A 17064-nucleotide genomic window follows, 5' to 3' on the forward strand; every position below is an offset into this window, starting at 1 on the left:
CTTATTTTTCTTGATCGACTGGACCTGTCCACTTGGACATTCCCGGAACAACATTAATAACATTTTTAAATCCATGCTTGGTTAACTGTTGGGCAGCCATGTCGCTTCGAGTTCCGGTACGACAGATGACATAAATAGGTTGATACTTTGGAATTTCATTCATTCGTTCTTCCAATTGACCAAATGGAATCGAACAAGCTCCGGGAATATGTCCAAAGGCATATTCCGCTGGTTCACGAACATCAATAAGGATAAATCCTTCATCGTAAGCCAGCTTTTTTAATAGCTCCTCGTTTTGAATCACATGAGGATGCTTCCGCTCTTCCTTTAATTCGGATTGACTGGCTTTGCGCAAATAATGCTTCAGGACCTCTCCTTCCTGTTTCGTGCCCAGGTATTGATGCCCGGTACTTTTTGCCCATCCTTGAATATCCGCCAGGGATCCGGGGTCCGTTGCTTGTACCTCAATCACCTGACCGGGTTCCAGTTGATCCATCGCCTTTTTGGTGCGAACAATGGGCATGGGGCAGGAAAGTCCTTTACAATCTAGCTGAGCGTCGACTTTGATGGACATATTCTTTTCCTCCTTTTTTATTGCGTCTTACCTTTCCATGCGAGCATCCCACCAACCATGTTTTTCACTTTAAACCCATGCTCTTGCAAAAACTCACAGGCCCGCTCACTTCTGCCACCTGAACGACAAACCATGATGTATTCTTTACTCGGGTCCAATTCATGCAGCCGGTCAGGCAACGTCCCCAAAGCCATATGTTTCGCTTCCGGGATTTTTCCTTCCGCTACTTCCTTTTCTTCTCGAACATCAATAATGTTCAGTTTCTCTCCTTTTTGGAGCCGATGTTCCACTTCTTGCGGTGTAATGGTTGGAATGTTTTTTTTCATGAAAAACTCCCTCCTTTCTTGTCGATGGAATAGTTTCTTATACATATACCTGCATAGGTATATGTATACGGATAAAAAATACCAACTTTAATGTCGGTAGTTTAGTTTATATATACATATACGCCTATAGGTATAATATAAAAGGCAATGCCTTTTGTCAACATCCACTGGATCATTTATTTGAAACTGAAAATAGAAGGAATTAACAGGTCAGTAGTGGCTGCCCTTCTTAAATGCCTGGGTAAGATCGGTGTTAATAAAGAAATTTCAATTTATTGTCTTTAACAAATCTTAACATTCATTGTATAACATGTGATCGGGTGTTGCTCTACAAGGAATCTTCCTTTTCACACGAATCTTTGGAATTTGGAGGCCACCTGATATAATCAATGTTAATTCAGATATTCAAAGAGAGGCTAGCATGTCTGAACGTCGTTTTGATCCAGCCAAGATAGATAAATTGGACAATCCCGAACGCAGAAAGGCACTCCCCCTACAAGTACCTCTACAAATCCTGAGCTGCATAAATCATCCCTTTCAGCAATGGTTCCAAGCCATTTTGTAAAATGGGAAATAAGAAGGCGTAATCTTTTCGCGGCATATTCCCCAACATCACTAAATGACCCAAAAGAACCACCACCGGAAGTAAAATGCCGTTTGTAATGGCAATGGCTTCTATTCCGGCATAGGCTCCAAAAAAACAAAGAGCGATGATCGACAGTGCAATGACAAAATTGGGGGTGCTGATTAAATAGGATGCATTTGTCCAATTAGACGTATCCTTCAGCGTGACGAAAACGCCAATAAACAAATCCGCACAAATGAGTAGGATCACAACCACGGCAGGGAGTTTACCAACGTGTTTCGATATCCAAAATACAAGATTGGCCTGCTTGGTTCGTTTCATAATGACCAACCAAATGAGAACAACTGCACCTGCCAGTAGGACAGCAACCCAGGAATCACGCCCCGCGGATTCCAATAAAGCAGGGGTAATGATCACATGGGTCTGGATTCCCACGGCTGTTATGATTAACATGGTTAGTTGCAAAACATTGATCGAGGCAGATGTTGTTTTCATCATAAACCTCCTTTCTATTTAAGATGCTAAAAAGTATATTTGTATATGCATGTAGCGAAGCAGCGAAGGTGAAACAGATCCATGTAAAAAGCCATGAGTTACCATCCCACGGCCCCAAGGATTTTTCCTGCGGTTATGAAAAATGTTGGTTTACTTCGGATGGTTTTCAAAAAAGCCCCACATGATCGAACTGGCTTTAAAGTCCTTTGGGATCGGTGTAAGAACCTGCTGTGCTGCCAGCCGACCACACCTCATTCCGTCTACCATTACTGCCATGACAGCATTTCCACTTTAATCCTTAAAGGGGTCTCGACATTGGCGTTTTTTTGTATTGGAGCAGCATTTTCTCCTTATCGCTGTTTGACCACCATGCGAATGCCTTTTTTCGGACGGAGCGTGACCAGAGGCTCCGGCTCGACGGACGGATGGTTCGGAGCGAGCTCCAACTTGTAGCGCTGTCCGATCGTCGCCAAAAGTAGCACCGCTTCCATCAGCGCGAAGTTGTTGCCGATGCAGATACGGGGCCCGCCGCCGAAAGGAAAGTAGGCGAACTGCGGTATGCGTTTTAAGATGTCGCCTTCAAAACGCTCGGGGAAAAATCGGTCCGGATTCTCAAAGTACTCTTCCTTGCGGTGCATGACGTACTGGCTCATCATCAGCGTCTCACCTGGTTCGAAGCAGTATTCTCCAATCTGCACTGGCTCCACCGCCTCGCGGCTAATTGACCAGGCGGGCGGATAGAGACGCATCGCCTCCCAGAGAATGTTGTTTGTGTAGGTCAGACTCGGGATGTCATCAACGGTCGGAAGTCGACCCTCGAGCACGTTGTCCAGTTCGTCCCAAAAGCGCCGCTCCACTTCCGGATGCTGCGACAGCAGATACCAAGTCCACGACAGAGTGTTAGCCGTCGTCTCGTGTCCAGCGATAAAGATTGTCATCACCTGGTCCCGCACCTCCTGATCAGTCATGCCGGTTCCGTTCATCTCGTCGCGAGCGGCAAGGAGCATTGATAGCAGATCGCCCCGTTCCGGTTCGCTCTGACTGCGACGTTCTTCGATGATGTGGTAAATTGTCTTGTCAAGCACCTCGATCGCATGTTGAAATTCCCGGTTGCTCTTGGTCGGTACAGCCAGTGGAATGTCGATGAATGAACTGGCCCTGCGGCTGACGTAATGCATACCGACGTCGATAGCGTGACCGATGTCGTGAACGTCTTGTCGAACATCGATGCCAAACATTGTATCCGTGATGATCGCCAGCGTCAGTTCCATCATGTCCTGGGTGATCAGTCTCTCCTCGCGGTCCTGCCACCCATCGATCAGGTTTTTGGCGAACTCCACCATCCTGTCGCCGTAGGCGGCAATGCGCTGCTTGTGAAACACTGGCTGGATAAGCCGGCGTTGGCGCAAGTGCTTCTTACCTTCGCTGGTCAGCAGCCCTTCTCCAATCACGGCTTTGGCTGTTCTTAAGCCCTTTGCTTTGTGGAAGCTGGATTGTTTCGTCACCAGCACTTCCTTTATATATTCGGGATTGCTGATCAGATAGATGTGACGCTGCGGTCCGAAGCGGATGTGAACCACGTCTCCATGTTCTTTCGCCGCCTTTTGCAAAAATCCGAGCGGATCCTTACGGAAAGCGAATAGATTGCCTGAGATCGGCAACCCTCTCGGACCTGTAGTGATATTGTTTGTCATCGTTTCACCTCGTCGCGTAGTGTTTTGTTTGTAGTATTACTGTTTTTCGCAGTTTCATCCAATAAGAAAGGCTTCTTGAGGCCCGATCTTGCTGATAAACCTAGTGCTGAACATCGATTTAGCACTAGAAGTCGGGAATTCTTGAAAAAGTCGAATGCTGATGAACAGGATGAAAATCATGAATACACCCTGGGGGTAGAGATACAGAGCGGCGATTTTGGTTTGGCTGTAGTAGCATGTGGACTTGGATAAACGGTTAGCGATATAGGAGTAAGAGTTCTTTTAATTATAGGCTGGGAGTACTCAAAAAATTAAGTCAAGGATGGGAAATGTAATGAAAATTCGTCCTTTGCACAACTATGAAAATCCTCCTTTGGATTTGCTCTTACTTGCTGATCCTTCTTTAGAAGTTGTAAATAGCTATATTAGTCGAGGGCATTGTTTCGTCGCAGAAAGAGACAGACAAATCATCGGAGTATATGTGTTAATAGACACTCGACCTCAAACTGTGGAGCTTGTTAATATTGCTGTTTTAGCGCAGGAGCAAGGAAAGGGTATTGGAAAAAAGTTAGTTTTACATGCTATTGAAACAGCTCAATCAATGGGATATAAAACGATAGAAATCGGGACTGGTAATTCTAGTATTTCTCAATTAGCCCTATATCAGAAATGTGGCTTTCGTATTATTGGTATAGATAGAGACTTTTTCATCAATCATTACCAAGATGCGATTTATGAAAATGGAATTCAGTGTCGAGATATGATCCGTCTCTCAAAGAATCTGTCTGAAGAAGGATAAACATTAAAAGGGTGGGAGGGAATATGATAATACAACGGACACCACCTAAAAAGAAGGCCCGGGAGCTGGCTAAGTACCTTCGCGAAGAGCGGCCAGATTACAATTACCTAAAGAGTGTATTCCGTCACTTACGTGCCGAGTTGGAAGTTGAAATGCCAAAAACAAATAAGAAATTGCCATATGTGCCTACAGAGGATGAAATTAAGCGCTTTTATGAAGCCGTTTGGAAGGCAAAGAATTTCCAAGACATGATGATCATAAAGACTCTACTTTATACGGGTGTTCGCGTGAGCGAACTTACTAATATCAAGTTAAGCGATGTTGATTTCCACCGTTGCCAGATCCGAGTGAATCAGGGTAAAGGCAAGAAGGACCGAATTCCAGCGAAATCGATGCAGCCATGATCAATTCATTGGTGTCCATCTGCGTAACTGTGCCGATTACGCTGTTAACGGGAGCCGGCACGATCTTGGTTACGGTTTATTTCAATTTGCAGACGCAGAAGATTGCGGTGCAATCTCAGCGATCAGCGCTAAGGGATAAGATATTGGAGAAAAGGTTGGAATATATCCTGAAATTCAAAGAAAGTTATGGGAAATTATAGAATGCAGGAGGAATTACGGTTTAATATCTGATGAAGCTATCGCTCTTCGGGCTAAAGAATTAGTTATTAAAGTTGACGATTATAGAGAAAAACACGAGGTATTTCTTTCGTCAGAGCTAAATAAGCAAATATTCGGTCTTAATTTACATATTTCGTTTATTTCATTAGGAAACTATGAGATTATGGATCTATTTAATCATTGCCTCCGAATCATCAATTTAATCAAACAAGAGTTAAACTTAGAAGCAGTTGATGAGGAGGCCTTTGCGGTCTTTTTTTATTCAATTCCCAATTTGGTCAAATGGCTTAGTTCGAAATCAGTTGGACGGTCATACGATATCATCGTGCAACCGTACTTAAAAAAGGAGTGAATTGTATGGAACACGTAAGGCCTCCGATGTATCCGATGCCAATGTACCCAATGCCTCCCATGTATCCGATGCCTCACTATCCCAGACATCATCATCACCATCACTATCATAAATTGTACAAAGCGTACTGTCACAGCAAAAAAGCCACGAAGATACTAAAACATATTCTTTGTCATAGATGGCATCACTGGCATGATTCCTCCAGCAGTTCTCATTGGCACGATAGCAGTTCCTCCTCCAGTTCTCATTGGCGGGACAGTAGTTCCTCTAGTAGTTCCTGATCGAAAGCATCGAATGGAAAATGGCAAAAAGGAAGTGAGAAAAATGGATTTTGGTTATCCCTATGATTATCCGTACACGATTTCAGTTCGTCGGGAAGAACAAAGACATCCTGGAGCTATGCAGGAGATCATAACCAAACATATGAGCATAGCAGAAGACATCCAACGAAGGATATCCAGTATTGACGACAGGTTTGAACGAATCGAAAAAATGATCCAAGAAAGAATGAGACGAGGTTAGCTTTGATTCGTCAAGGTATCCGCGTCCGCCGGTGCTACGAGAATGGCGGATGCGGACTTTAACGGTGCTTACATGCATGTTAAAACAAGTTTGCCAATGAGGCTCCAGTAAAGTTGGTTGTTTCTAATTCTTCACGGTAAGGTGACTCATTCCTCCATTTCCATTTAGAACCCAAATCCTCCGCCGACAAAGACGAAGATGGTAGCAATCACAAGAAGGAAAATCAAAAGTCTTCTCCACCCGAAGCCAAAACCGAAACAGCTACCTCCGAAACCGCCGAAACCACCAAAACAACTAAATCCCATTTATCTGCCTCCCTGTTTCAAATTCGGTATATCGTATTCGCGGATGAAGAAAGGGAAAGTGCTTTTATCCTATATCCATTGATTTTTGGACCAATATCTTCTTAGACCGCCTTTCCATCCCACGAATAACGTCTGCTCTCCGGGTGATTCTTTTGTTTATTGACAACAAAAAAGCCATCCTTTTGGACGGCTGATGGGCTGGCTATCATGGGGTTCCATTAAAGATACGTCGTATCACCGTATACGGTCTCTTTCCCCTGTATACTGATAATCTAGTTCATCATATGATGATTTCCCTTTGGGTGTGACAGAATGCTGACACCCAGTACCAATCGTTAACCAAAAACATATAATATTAGAAAGAGTTTTACTTTCATCTACTTCCCCGCTTTTACTCCATCCTTTTTCATTTCTTCCCCTACCCTATGAGCTTCCTTTTGTTTTCCATTGAAAGGAGGCGATTGGTATGAGTTTTAGAAGAGATCACGATCATTGCCGCCATCACCGCCGTCGCCATCATCGCCGTCGTTGTCACCGTCGCCGTTGTCATCGCCGTCGTTGCCATTGCCGGAATTAATCACTAAGATAAAGAGTGTTACTAACCCTTTAAAGCAAACACTGTCTTTTCATTTTGTTTCGTTTTGTTCTTACCATATGGTTAGTAACCCTCTTTTACATAATAGATTTGGTTCTTGTTTCGGGGTAACCTAAGCAGTCAGATACTCCTTCAAGATTTCGCCGCATTCGACCTTGATCCACTCATTCAGGAACTTCATTTCCTGCCGGTATCCTTTGTACTTGTAGGCTACATGGCGATACTCCGGTTCCTGTTTGATCTCGATGATCTCTCCCGGTGATCTTCTGAAATATCCCCGCAGCTCCGTCATGTCCTTTAAGATGCGGTCCATCACTTGATCAATCATCCATCCGTAAACATCGGCCATTTTCAAATGGGAAAGTTGCTTTCGATCGCGAGACAAGGCTGATAGCAGTACTTCCAGATGAACATATCGCTTCAGTTTCAGCATGAATTCTTGATGGCCATCATCCAGCAGCATGATGATCACCTTCAAACAAGAACTCCTGAAACACCGGCAGCCGTATCATTCCCCGTTTCGTCCAGCCACGGGACTTCACTTTCATCCGGATCTGTGGGTCAAGGTAGATAAAATCTTTATCCTCGCGGATCTTCCCTTGCTCGGCAATGGACCACACTGCCTTCCGAACATCTGGCGGCGGTGGAAACTCGATCAACCCTGCCGATCGTATTCTCCCGCTTTCCTCGATGCCGATCAGCCAGCCGAATTCACCTTTCCTCAGCCCGGTCAACCGGACATCATGATAATGATAGTTGATGACTTTGAGCCAATCATGCGATCGCTTACCAATTTGATATATGGATTCTTTGCGCTTCATGACGATTCCCTCGAGGCCCTGCTCACTGATCAGGTTAAAGAAAATCCTTCCCTGTTCCCCAGGTATCCACCTCACCAGGGCAAGGTGGTCTTGATCTTGGATATGTTCCTCTAACAAGACTTTCCTTTCCATAAGTGGCAGCCGCGTCAAGTCCTCTCCCTTTAACCACAGAAGATCGAACACACAGTATTCCACCGGGTACGAATCGACCAACGATTCCATTTTTCGTGGGTTCGTCGTCTGAAACCGTTTCATAATTGCTTCAAAGTCCGGATGGCCTTTTTCATCGGTAACAATCAACTCACCGTCGAGTATGGTATCTGGCGGAAGATGAAGCCTGGACAATTCGGGAAATCGATCCAGACAAGGGGTTCCATGTCGGGTCCAGCACTGAAGCTTGCCATCGACGTTGGACAAAATCAAGCGAATCCCATCCAGCTTTAACTCACAAATATAGGAATCATCGCTCATGGCGTTGTCTGCTTTGTGCAAGAGCATGGGAGATAGAAACATGGGATATCACCAATTTCTATCATATCATTTCCACTTTTTCTGAATGGTTGGTAATGAATGGGGATCTATTCAAAGACCGCTTTCACTTTGTTTACCTGCCGTTTGATTTTGGTTGGCCATCCATACCAATCATGATGGAACGTCTGACTCATCTGATAAAAATACGGGTCACCCGTCATCTGGTACAAGGTCTCCAACTGTTCAATATGAACCATGTGGATTTGTCAGAAATGGGGGCAACACAGAAGAGACAAAGAAAATCAGAGATTTAACTTTCATCCTTAATATCATTGATCAGATCATATTTCATATGATTCATAATGTGATCGATCATATAAAAAAGAGCTACCTATCGCAGGTAGCTTGTTTGTTTCCGGGAAACAGATTTGGTTCTGGCGTCATCATTCATTTATTCGTAAGGAGTAGCGAATTTGTGTCCTTTTGAGTGTTATAGTAGATGGATAAAAAGGTGTCTCAAAATGGTGTCCAAATAAGCAGTTTTTCATCTTCGCATGAAGGCAGGAGCCTCTAATCGCTTGAAATCTTACGGACTCCGTAAGGGTTCCACCTTTGGTTTGGGTGTGCCTTGAAGATGCGAACGTCCCAGTAGCCACCAAACGCTTCTCCTCGCTTCTTGGATTCGGATGATAGCCTTGTCCATGACATAATCAAAAACGGGCATCTCTTCACGCAACGCGAGAAGTTCTCCAATCGCTTCTTAATACAGTTCGCAAATCCGATGGATTCTCTCTTGTTTGGTCATGGTGTCCTCCTTGTATCGCCCATTTCTTCATCATGATCTCCGTCAGGCATTCCTCGGCTTTCGGGATATTCAGGGCGGTGGCTACTTTCAAAATCGCCGGCGTTTTCAGACGAGTGATCGTTCTTCTGGAAATCCCCAACTCTTCGCATACTTCATAATCCGATGGATGCCGGGGATTAAAGTATTTTTCCTCGATATATTGTCGTTCCCATTCCGTTAAAATCTCCAGTGATTTTTCGATCTGTTGAATCTTGATTTCCTTGGTCACTTTCTCGATGGCCATCCGTTCGGTTGTGGATGGGTATCCGGTATAAGCGGGACTTGTTCTTTCCTTGTATAGGGGAATATTGGCTGCGATTTTCTGATTCTCAATGGAGATCTTCCATACCGGGTATTGATACAAGGTCAATTCCGTTTCTCTCATGACATCTTTGACGGTTTCCTTCCAAACCATGGATGCCCTCCTGATTCTGAAGAGATCCCTATTTATGATCAAGTTGATTATCATTATACCATATCTTTGTCATTCTGTTGAAATTAAGGTAACGATTTAAACGATTTGTTCATTGAAAAAGGAATTGTTTCACCTTTTGTTTTACATCGGATATTCCCGTGATATAATGGGGGAGGAGTAGAAGCGTTGGATAGGAGTGAAAGGGATGTTAAAGCCAAATCTGGAGTTGATTTTAAGTCAAAAGAAACAGGAAGGGTTGATGCTGGACCTGAACGACCGAAAAGTGAAGCTGACCAAAACCAATCTGGCCATTGCCTTAGGGGTTGTCAAACAACAAATCACCATGTGGTGTACCGGAGCCGCTTATCCCCGACCGGAAACGATGTTCAAACTGGCGAAGATTTTGGGTGTCAAAGTGGATGATCTCTATACCTTGGAAGAAACCGAGGAAGAATTGCAGCAAGAACGGGAAGAAATCGAGAAACGATTGAAAGAGAAAGAAGAGGAAGCCAAACGCCGGAAACAAGCCTATCGACTGGCGAAACAAATCCAAGAGAGAGAAGTAGATGAATGAAGCCCAAAGCCTACTTCTGCCAAGTTTGTGGAGAACGCTTTGATTACCCGGATATCGTTTGCGCCAAGCATCAACTGGAACGGGATCGGATTCAGAAAAAATGGAGAGAAGACCCGGGGTATCAAAAGATTCAGGAAGAGGCACGGAAACGAATCGAGAAGTACTTCCCAAAGAAATAAAAAATCTCCCGTTTCAGGGAGAGCATTTGATTCAAGGAGTTCAGGTTCATGATCAACTTCTTATAGTATAGCGTTTTTGGACGCAAGTTGTGAAGTTTTCTCACAGAAAAAAAATGGCGCAAAGTTGACGCAAAATCTGGCGCGCACCGGAATCCATCCTTTCTTATAATGAAGACAATGGCATAGGAACGCATTTCCGCTCTCCCCTTTCGCACCTTCGGGTGCGTTTTTTTCTTGGCCCAATTCGACGCAAAAGAGAAAGAGGAGAAACGCATGGACTCATTGATCGTACTGGCGGTTTACCTGGGATTCATTGCAGGCATTCCCTTCTTCCTGAGAAGAGAAAACACGAAAGAAGATTATCTGGCAGAGAATCGGAAGTTCGGCACATGGAGCATGGCGCTGTCCGTTGCTTCGACATGGATTTGGGCGCCGGCTCTTTTTGTTTCTGCCGAAAAGGCGTATTCCAACGGAATTCCGGGACTGTTCTGGTTCCTGGTGCCGAATGTCCTTTGCCTGCTGATCTTCATCCCGATTGCCAAGCGGATTCGGGAGCAAATGTCAAATGGCTTTACGCTGTCGGAATATATGGAGCATCGCTATTCCCCTCGCGTGAAAACGGTGTATCTGTTTCAGTTGTCGGCATTGTCCCTGTTCTCCACCGTGGTTCAACTGCTGGCAGGCGGGAAAATCCTGAGCTTGCTGACGGGGCTGCCGTTCTGGTTGATGACCATCCTGTTGGGGCTGTTCACCTACAGTTACTCCTTCACCCATGGTATTCGCGCTTCCGTCATCACCGACGCGGTTCAAATGGTGATGATGATCGGTGCTTGCTTCTTGTTGGCTCCGTGGGCCATTCATCTGAAGGGCTTCTCTTCACTGATCTCCGGTCTTAGCGGAGTGAGCCACCAATACGGGAGTCTCTTCGATGCCAAGGGGCTTGAGGTGCTGTTGTCGTTCGGTATTCCGGCTGCGATCGGTCTTCTTTCCGGTCCGTTCGGAGATCAAAGCTTCTGGCAACGGGCCTTCTCGGTGAAGAAGGAGAAAATCGGTGCTTCCTTTGCACTGGGCGCTGTCCTGTTCGCCATTGTACCGCTCATGATGGGCATTCTGGGCTTTGTGGCAGCGGGCATCGGCATGAAGGCACAAAACCCCCAAGTCGTCAATCTTGAACTGGTGTCCTCCCTTTTCCCGCGTTGGGCACTGTGGATTTTCCTGTTCATGCTGTTGTCCGGTCTCCTGTCTACGGTCAGTAGTAACCTCTGCTCCATCTCATCGCTGGTCGGCGACCTGAGGGAGAAAGCCGGGCTCAAAGATTACCGGCTGAGTATGCTCCTCCTGACACTGGTTTCCATTGGGCTGGCCAACCTTCCCGGTCTGACCATTGACCGTCTGTTTCTGTTCTATGGGACGCTTCGGGCTTCGACGTTTGCCACCACGGTACTGACCCTGCTCGGAGTCCGGTTGTCGGAGAAAGGAGTCTTTTTCGGCGTCTTGTCCTCGCTTCTGGTCGGCTGGCCGATCTTCGCCTATGGCAATCTGGTGGATAACAGTACGCTCAAGGTGATCGGAAGCCTGACCACGCTGCTCTTGTCCGGAATCGTGGCTTTCTTGCTATCCAACGTAGGGGGGAATCGCTTTGCTCGGAAAGAAACAAGCGATCTCCAATGATGACTGGCTCCGGGCCATGCAGCAGATCGAGGAGCGGGTCAGCAAGGCGGAGATCGATTCGTTGATCGACCGAACCGTGGAGGATGTTCACAAAAACACGAAGGGTCAGAATGTCGCGTTTGGTTGGAGCGGGGGGAAAGATTCCCTCGCTCTTCAGTTTGTCATGGAGCAAGCGGGCATCGAAGCATGTGTCTTTGCCATGTCCAATCTGGAGTATCCGGCGTTTATACAGTGGGTGAACGATCACAGGCCACCCCAACTGGAAATCATCAACACCGGACAAGACTTGAAATGGCTGGCGAAGAACCTTCACATGCTGTTTCCGCAGGATGCACAGACGGCAGCCAAGTGGTTCAAGATCATCCAGCATCGGGCGCAAGAACTCTATGTTCAGCGGCATCAACTGGACATGATCATTCTGGGTCGGAGGAAAGCGGATGGAAATTACACCGGAAAAGCCGGGGCCAACCTCTACACCAACAAAAAAGGCATCACTCGTTACAGTCCCCTTCGTGACTGGAAGCATGAGCATGTTCTGGGACTCATTCACTACTACCATATCCCGTTGCCTCCCATCTACCAATGGCCAAACGGGTTCAAAGTGGGAACAGGGTGTTGGCCGGCCCGACAATATACCGGTTCCATCCGGCAAGGATGGCGAGAGGTGTACTCCATTGACCCCTCCATCGTCCAAGAAGCTGCCACGCTCATCCCCTCTGCCCGGGAATTCCTGGAGGAGGAGACTTGATAGGTTTAGTCCAGAAGAGAGGAAAGAAGGAGCGAGTCGCATGAAAACAGAGAAGATCAAGTTGACGGAACTGAGGAACCCCGAGAAAAACGTACGCATTCACCCGAAAAAGCAGATTCAAGAGATGATTCGCAGCGTCAAGATGTTCGGCCAAATCCGGCCTCTGATCGTGGATGAGAACAATGTCATCCTTGCCGGAAACGGTCTGTATGAAGCCTTGAAAGAGATGGGAGTGACCGAGGCCGATGTTCTGCGCGTTACGCACCTGACGGATAAGCAGAAGAAAAAGCTGATGCTGGCGGATAACCGGGTGTACAGCTTAGGTATCGACGATAACAAAGCCATGCTGGAAATCCTGGGAGAACTGAAAGATGAGCTGGATATCCCGGGGTTTGATGATGATCTGCTGAAAGACTTGCTTGGTGATCTCGAGGATACCGAACAGCAACTGGCTGATTACGGAAAACTGGACGAAGCGGAAATTGAGGAGTTCCAAGAAGCGGCTGAACGAAAAGAAGCGATGATGGAAAAGGCCAAGCAACAAGCGGTTGAAGAAAAGCAAGGGCCCCCCTCTTCCCCTCCAACTGAATCCAAGCGAACCATTCACTGTCCGCATTGCGGAGGACGGATTGAACTATGATTATCAAAAAGCAGGGGCGGATGAATGTCGTCGAAGCCGCCCGAAAGCGAATCGAGAACATCTTTTCCAACAACGTGCCGGTGTACCTGTCATTTTCCGGAGGCAAGGACTCCCTTTGTCTGGCCCATCTGGTCTATACGCTCATTCAGGAAGGACGGATTGACCCCTCCCTTCTGACGGTTCACTTCATCGATGAAGAAGCCGTTTTCCCTTGCATTGAGCGGACGGTGATGGAGTGGCGGAAGAAATTCTTGCTGGTGGGCGCCAAGTTCCAATGGTACTGCCTCGAAGTGAAACACTTCAACTGCCTGAACGAACTGGAAAACGACGAATCCTTCATCTGTTGGGACCGGTACAAACGAGACGTATGGGTACGTCCCATGCCCCCGTTTGCGATCACCCACCATCCTCTCCTGAAACCGCGAAAAATGACCTATCAGGCGTTTCTGGATCGGGCTTGTGTGGATGGGATCGTGATGATCGGGATTCGGGTGTACGAATCACTTCAGCGGTTGAAGAACATCTCGAAGCAAAAGAAACATAAACGACTCTTCCCGATCTACGACTGGAAGGACTCGGATGTCTGGCTGTATCTCCTTGAGAACCACGTCGAGATACCCGATATCTATCGGTATCTTTGGCAATCAGGCGCCACCCGGAATGAAATGCGGGTGTCTCAGTTCTTCTCCATCGACACGGTCAAAGTGCTGGTAAAGATGAATGAGTATTACCCGGATCTCATGGAACGGGTGACCCGTCGGGAACCAAACGCTTATCTGGTGGCGCTCTATTGGGACAGTGAAATGTTCCGGCGAAAATCCTCGCACAGGCGGAAACTGGAACAATCGCAAAAGCCAAACGTCGACTATAAGAAAGAATTGATTCGCTTGCTGTCCGACATCGACAAGAACTTCAACACTGAGCATAAGCGAACGGTCGCGCTGCGTTATCGAAATGTCCTCCTCCGCTTCCATTCCATGATGACGGAAAAGCACTACAAGGAGATGTACGAGGCGTTAATCGCAGGAGACCCGAAACTCCGGACGCTGCGAGCATTCTATTACGCGATCATCAACGACTATTGGAGGAAATCGCAATGAAGCACGATTTGTTTGCTCCTCTTCACTCACTGCAATTCGTCGACCGGGATCAGCTGAAGCCAAACGACTACAACCCGAACGTGGTTCCGAAAGAGAACCTGAAATTGTTGGTGCAATCCATTCTGACCAACGGATGGACGCTTCCCATCGTCGTCCGACCGGACTATACGATTATCGATGGGTTCCACCGATGGACGGTCGCTGGCCAAGAGCCGCTTCGGAGCTTGTTGGGCGGAAAGGTTCCGGTGGTCATCGTCGATCACCAGGACGAGAGCGCGAACATCTACGGAACCGTCACGCACAACCGCGCAAGAGGAACCCACCTGCTGGCCCCGATGAAAGCGATCGTGAAGCGCCTGATGGATTCAGGCAAGTCCATCGAGGAGATCGGAAAACAATTGGGCATGAAGAAAGAGGAAATCTTCCGTTTATCGGATTTCAGCCGGGAAGAATTCCTGGAACTGATGGCACGGGAGCGGGAATACAGCAAAGCCGAGCTTTTCCGTGAAGCCTGAGGTTCCCATATGAGAACACACAGTGATCAGGAGGTGAAGGAGCGTGGAACGATATGGCCCGACCAACCAAACTGACACCGGACATCCAAAAAAAGATAGTCTCCATCATCCGATTGGGGCATTACATTGAAACGGCTGCGGCTTATGCGGGCATCTCCAAACAAACGATTTATAACTGGATGCGACAAGGGGCAAGGGAAGAAAAAGGAAAGTATCGGAACTTTCATGATGCTGTGACCAAAGCCTTGGCGGAAGCCGAGATTCGCGAATTGGCTTACATTGACCAAGCGGCGAAGAAGGGAAGCTGGCAAGCCGCGGCATGGATTCTGTCTCGACGGTTCCCCAACCGATGGGGCAAAGAAACCGCCTTGGATTCGCTTACGCAACAGGGACAACCTCAGCGTATCATCTTGGACTTTGGGAAACGAAAGGAAGAAAAAGAATGACCCTGTACGCTCCCGATGGTTACCTTTACGAATGGGAACAAGCCGCTTTCTCTTCCCAGCCACTGATCGTCCAAGGGTATCACCCGCATTCTGCCCAATGGCATCTTCACGATTCCTCTGCCCGTTTTCGCATCTTGACGTGCGGAAGGCGTTGGGGCAAAACCTTTGCCTGTGTGGCTGAGATGATGAAGCAAGCCCTGGAACATCCACGCTCTCTTTGCTGGTGGGTGGCTCCCTTTAACCGTCAATCCCTGATTGCGTACCGGTTAGCAAGACGTGCCTTGTCTCCCTTTATCCAGAAGGCCTTTAACGGTTCGTTGCGCTTGGAATTAACCAATGAATCGGTGCTGGAGTTTCGTTCCGCCGCCATCCCGGATACGCTCCGGGGGGAAGGGGTGGATCTCGTGGTCGTCGATGAAGCCGCTCTGGTTCGAAGAGAAGCCTGGGAAGAAGCGCTGCGTCCGACCCTGACGGATACCGGGGGAAGGGCGATTTTTATATCCACGCCCAAGGGCCGGAACTGGTTTTATGAACTGTTTCTGCGCGGGCAAGACCCCAAGTATCCGGAGTACCAAAGTTTCACCTTCCCGACCTCTTCCAATCCCCTGATTCCCGCCTCGGAACTGGAAGAAGTGAAAAGCACCTTGCCTGATTCAGTCTATCAGCAAGAGTATGAAGCCGTGTTCTTGGACGAAAGCGCGGGCGTCTTTCGCAACATTCACGCCTGTATCCAAGGGGTATGCGAACCGCCCCAATTCGGAAGAGAATACATCCTTGGCGTGGACTTGGCACGGAAAACGGACTATACCGTCTTGACCTGCATGGATGTGAAGGAGAAAAAGGTGGTGGCCTTCGACCGGTTTAATCAGGTCAGCTGGCAATTCCAAATCGAGCGGATTGTCCAGATGGCTCAGCAATACAATGACGCCCAAGTCATTGTCGACTCTACCGGATTGGGCGATGTGGTGATGGAAGCCTTGGAACAACGGGGACTGTACGTGGAAGGTTTTCATTTTACCCAACGCAGCAAACAGCAGTTAATTGAGAATCTGCAACTGCTTCTGGAGCAGGAAGAAATCCATTTCCCTGATATTCCGGACTTGATTCATGAACTGGAGATTTTCGGCTACGAGATGACGAAAAGCGGCAACATGACCTTCAGTGCCCCACCGGGCGCCCATGACGACTGTGTGATGAGCTTGGCCTTGGCTTGTTGGGCATTGAAGGAACATGCACCGATGCAGATCTTTGTTTAAGCAAAGAAAGAGGTGAAACCATGTTCAACTTAACGGAACGACTCAAGCAGTTTGAAAAGAAAGCGGCTCCGACGTTCCTCACTACCTGGACTACGGTCCGCACCGACCCGGAGTATGATTTAACCACGCTGACCGATGAAGGCTATCGCAAAAATAGCATCGCTTCGGCTTGTGTCACCATGATTGCCACGAGTGCCCCTGAAGCACTGTTGAGAGTCTATCGCCCGACGGATCATGGTTTGGAAGAGGTTCCCGATCATTGGCTGGTAAAACTCATCCAACGTCCCAATCCCATGCTCTCTTCCTATGAATTGTGGGAATGGGTGCATACCTTCTTGAATACGTCCGCGAAGGTCATGGTGGCCAGTTCCCGCCGAGCAATTGACAGGGGTGAGCCCATGACGGAACTGGAACAGGAAAACCGCTTGGACAAACGGCTCAGAGTGTATATACGGCCCAAAGTTCTGGTGATTGATGAAGTGGGCTACCTCCCCCTGGATAGCTTGGCAGCCA

At 47.5% G+C, this 17064-nt stretch carries 21 protein-coding genes; 13 read left to right on the forward strand and 8 right to left on the reverse strand.

Annotation, left to right across the window (positions count from 1 at the left end; all coding sequences use genetic code 11):
• Window position 1 precedes the first annotated feature (1 nt).
• The 4 genes from I8U18_RS12880 to I8U18_RS12895 all read right to left on the reverse strand — a co-directional run bounded on the left by I8U18_RS12880 (window position 2) and on the right by I8U18_RS12895 (window position 3675).
• Window positions 2-574 (reverse strand): sulfurtransferase TusA family protein, encoded by a 573-nt coding sequence (locus tag I8U18_RS12880; protein ID WP_198055918.1) that lies wholly within the window; start codon window positions 572-574, stop codon window positions 2-4.
• A gap of 17 nt (window positions 575-591) precedes the next feature.
• Complete coding sequence (locus I8U18_RS12885; RefSeq protein WP_198055917.1) at window positions 592-900, reverse strand: rhodanese-like domain-containing protein; 309 nt, start codon at window positions 898-900, stop codon at window positions 592-594.
• Window positions 901-1405: 505 nt separating this feature from the next.
• Window positions 1406-1981, reverse strand: coding sequence for a GerAB/ArcD/ProY family transporter (locus I8U18_RS12890; protein WP_052154076.1), 576 nt, complete (start codon window positions 1979-1981; stop codon window positions 1406-1408).
• Window positions 1982-2331: 350 nt separating this feature from the next.
• Window positions 2332-3675, reverse strand: coding sequence for a cytochrome P450 (locus I8U18_RS12895; protein WP_033100328.1), 1344 nt, complete (start codon window positions 3673-3675; stop codon window positions 2332-2334).
• Between the two features lie 334 nt (window positions 3676-4009).
• On the opposite strand from I8U18_RS12895, the gene I8U18_RS12900 reads away from it, so the two are divergent.
• From I8U18_RS12900 to I8U18_RS12910, 3 genes are all read left to right on the forward strand, one after another.
• Window positions 4010-4474, forward strand: a complete 465-nt coding sequence (locus I8U18_RS12900; RefSeq protein WP_033100329.1) for a GNAT family N-acetyltransferase — start codon at window positions 4010-4012, stop codon at window positions 4472-4474.
• A gap of 23 nt (window positions 4475-4497) precedes the next feature.
• On the forward strand, window positions 4498-4878 hold the full coding sequence (locus I8U18_RS12905; protein ID WP_232331149.1) for a tyrosine-type recombinase/integrase: 381 nt from the start codon (window positions 4498-4500) through the stop codon (window positions 4876-4878).
• Between the two features lie 763 nt (window positions 4879-5641).
• Complete coding sequence (locus I8U18_RS12910; RefSeq protein WP_152568504.1) at window positions 5642-5971, forward strand: spectrin repeat-containing protein; 330 nt, start codon at window positions 5642-5644, stop codon at window positions 5969-5971.
• A gap of 1012 nt (window positions 5972-6983) precedes the next feature.
• Here I8U18_RS12910 and I8U18_RS12915 read toward each other — a convergent pair.
• The 4 genes from I8U18_RS12915 to I8U18_RS12930 form a co-directional block, all read right to left on the reverse strand.
• Window positions 6984-7343: a YhjD family protein gene (locus I8U18_RS12915; protein ID WP_483316409.1), complete on the reverse strand. Its 360-nt coding sequence runs from the start codon at window positions 7341-7343 to the stop codon at window positions 6984-6986.
• A complete protein-coding gene (locus I8U18_RS12920; protein ID WP_033100334.1) occupies window positions 7321-8205 on the reverse strand; it encodes an ATP-dependent DNA ligase in 885 nt (294 codons plus the stop codon). The genes I8U18_RS12915 and I8U18_RS12920 overlap by 23 nt, the downstream gene beginning before the upstream one ends.
• A gap of 65 nt (window positions 8206-8270) precedes the next feature.
• Entirely contained in the window at window positions 8271-8420 is a 150-nt protein-coding gene (locus I8U18_RS12925) for a hypothetical protein (protein WP_160173822.1), read from the reverse strand.
• 471 nt (window positions 8421-8891) lie between these two features.
• Window positions 8892-9422: an ArpU family phage packaging/lysis transcriptional regulator gene (locus I8U18_RS12930; protein ID WP_198055916.1), complete on the reverse strand. Its 531-nt coding sequence runs from the start codon at window positions 9420-9422 to the stop codon at window positions 8892-8894.
• A 205-nt stretch (window positions 9423-9627) separates the two neighbouring features.
• Here I8U18_RS12930 and I8U18_RS12935 point away from each other — a divergent pair, with 205 nt between their 5' ends.
• From I8U18_RS12935 to I8U18_RS18100, 10 genes are all read left to right on the forward strand, one after another.
• A complete protein-coding gene (locus tag I8U18_RS12935; protein WP_232336382.1) occupies window positions 9628-9996 on the forward strand; it encodes a helix-turn-helix transcriptional regulator in 369 nt (122 codons plus the stop codon).
• Complete coding sequence (locus tag I8U18_RS12940) at window positions 9993-10175, forward strand: hypothetical protein (protein ID WP_198055915.1); 183 nt, start codon at window positions 9993-9995, stop codon at window positions 10173-10175. Before I8U18_RS12935 ends, I8U18_RS12940 begins: the two co-directional genes overlap by 4 nt.
• 273 nt (window positions 10176-10448) lie before the next feature.
• A complete protein-coding gene (locus I8U18_RS12945) occupies window positions 10449-11846 on the forward strand; it encodes a sodium:solute symporter family protein (protein ID WP_198055914.1) in 1398 nt (465 codons plus the stop codon).
• Window positions 11815-12594 carry a phosphoadenosine phosphosulfate reductase domain-containing protein gene (locus I8U18_RS12950; protein ID WP_198055913.1) on the forward strand — a complete coding sequence of 260 codons (780 nt, stop codon included), beginning with the start codon at window positions 11815-11817 and terminating at the stop codon, window positions 12592-12594. The genes I8U18_RS12945 and I8U18_RS12950 overlap by 32 nt, the downstream gene beginning before the upstream one ends.
• Before the next feature lie 40 nt (window positions 12595-12634).
• A complete protein-coding gene (locus tag I8U18_RS12955) occupies window positions 12635-13234 on the forward strand; it encodes a ParB/Srx family N-terminal domain-containing protein (RefSeq protein WP_198055912.1) in 600 nt (199 codons plus the stop codon).
• Entirely contained in the window at window positions 13231-14334 is a 1104-nt protein-coding gene (locus I8U18_RS12960) for a phosphoadenosine phosphosulfate reductase domain-containing protein (protein ID WP_198055911.1), read from the forward strand. Before I8U18_RS12955 ends, I8U18_RS12960 begins: the two co-directional genes overlap by 4 nt.
• Window positions 14331-14849 carry a ParB N-terminal domain-containing protein gene (locus tag I8U18_RS12965; protein ID WP_198055910.1) on the forward strand — a complete coding sequence of 173 codons (519 nt, stop codon included), beginning with the start codon at window positions 14331-14333 and terminating at the stop codon, window positions 14847-14849. Before I8U18_RS12960 ends, I8U18_RS12965 begins: the two co-directional genes overlap by 4 nt.
• A gap of 53 nt (window positions 14850-14902) precedes the next feature.
• Window positions 14903-15295 (forward strand): hypothetical protein, encoded by a 393-nt coding sequence (locus tag I8U18_RS12970; protein ID WP_198055909.1) that lies wholly within the window; start codon window positions 14903-14905, stop codon window positions 15293-15295.
• Window positions 15292-16551, forward strand: a complete 1260-nt coding sequence (locus I8U18_RS12975) for a terminase large subunit domain-containing protein (protein ID WP_198055908.1) — start codon at window positions 15292-15294, stop codon at window positions 16549-16551. The genes I8U18_RS12970 and I8U18_RS12975 overlap by 4 nt, the downstream gene beginning before the upstream one ends.
• Window positions 16552-16571: 20 nt before the next feature.
• The coding region (locus tag I8U18_RS18100) for a phage portal protein (protein ID WP_198055907.1) at window positions 16572-17064 on the forward strand (493 nt) is incomplete at its 3' end.

The sequence above is a fragment of the Thermoactinomyces sp. CICC 10522 genome (assembly GCF_016055075.1).
Lineage (GTDB): Bacteria > Bacillota > Bacilli > Thermoactinomycetales > Thermoactinomycetaceae > Thermoactinomyces_A > Thermoactinomyces_A daqus.

Coding starts and splice junctions, on each gene's coding strand:
- I8U18_RS12920 (WP_033100334.1), bottom strand. CDS start 8,205: ATGTTTCTATCTCCCATGCTCTTGCACAAAGCAGACAACGCCATGAGC.
- I8U18_RS12885 (WP_198055917.1), bottom strand. CDS start 900: ATGAAAAAAAACATTCCAACCATTACACCGCAAGAAGTGGAACATCGG.
- I8U18_RS12895 (WP_033100328.1), bottom strand. CDS start 3,675: ATGACAAACAATATCACTACAGGTCCGAGAGGGTTGCCGATCTCAGGC.
- I8U18_RS12945 (WP_198055914.1), top strand. CDS start 10,449: ATGGACTCATTGATCGTACTGGCGGTTTACCTGGGATTCATTGCAGGC.
- I8U18_RS12930 (WP_198055916.1), bottom strand. CDS start 9,422: ATGGTTTGGAAGGAAACCGTCAAAGATGTCATGAGAGAAACGGAATTG.
- I8U18_RS12970 (WP_198055909.1), top strand. CDS start 14,903: ATGGCCCGACCAACCAAACTGACACCGGACATCCAAAAAAAGATAGTC.
- I8U18_RS12955 (WP_198055912.1), top strand. CDS start 12,635: ATGAAAACAGAGAAGATCAAGTTGACGGAACTGAGGAACCCCGAGAAA.
- I8U18_RS12890 (WP_052154076.1), bottom strand. CDS start 1,981: ATGAAAACAACATCTGCCTCGATCAATGTTTTGCAACTAACCATGTTA.
- I8U18_RS12935 (WP_232336382.1), top strand. CDS start 9,628: ATGTTAAAGCCAAATCTGGAGTTGATTTTAAGTCAAAAGAAACAGGAA.
- I8U18_RS12960 (WP_198055911.1), top strand. CDS start 13,231: ATGATTATCAAAAAGCAGGGGCGGATGAATGTCGTCGAAGCCGCCCGA.
- I8U18_RS12975 (WP_198055908.1), top strand. CDS start 15,292: ATGACCCTGTACGCTCCCGATGGTTACCTTTACGAATGGGAACAAGCC.
- I8U18_RS12905 (WP_232331149.1), top strand. CDS start 4,498: ATGATAATACAACGGACACCACCTAAAAAGAAGGCCCGGGAGCTGGCT.
- I8U18_RS12965 (WP_198055910.1), top strand. CDS start 14,331: ATGAAGCACGATTTGTTTGCTCCTCTTCACTCACTGCAATTCGTCGAC.
- I8U18_RS12880 (WP_198055918.1), bottom strand. CDS start 574: ATGTCCATCAAAGTCGACGCTCAGCTAGATTGTAAAGGACTTTCCTGC.
- I8U18_RS12910 (WP_152568504.1), top strand. CDS start 5,642: ATGATTCCTCCAGCAGTTCTCATTGGCACGATAGCAGTTCCTCCTCCA.
- I8U18_RS12925 (WP_160173822.1), bottom strand. CDS start 8,420: ATGGTTCATATTGAACAGTTGGAGACCTTGTACCAGATGACGGGTGAC.
- I8U18_RS12900 (WP_033100329.1), top strand. CDS start 4,010: ATGAAAATTCGTCCTTTGCACAACTATGAAAATCCTCCTTTGGATTTG.
- I8U18_RS12940 (WP_198055915.1), top strand. CDS start 9,993: ATGAAGCCCAAAGCCTACTTCTGCCAAGTTTGTGGAGAACGCTTTGAT.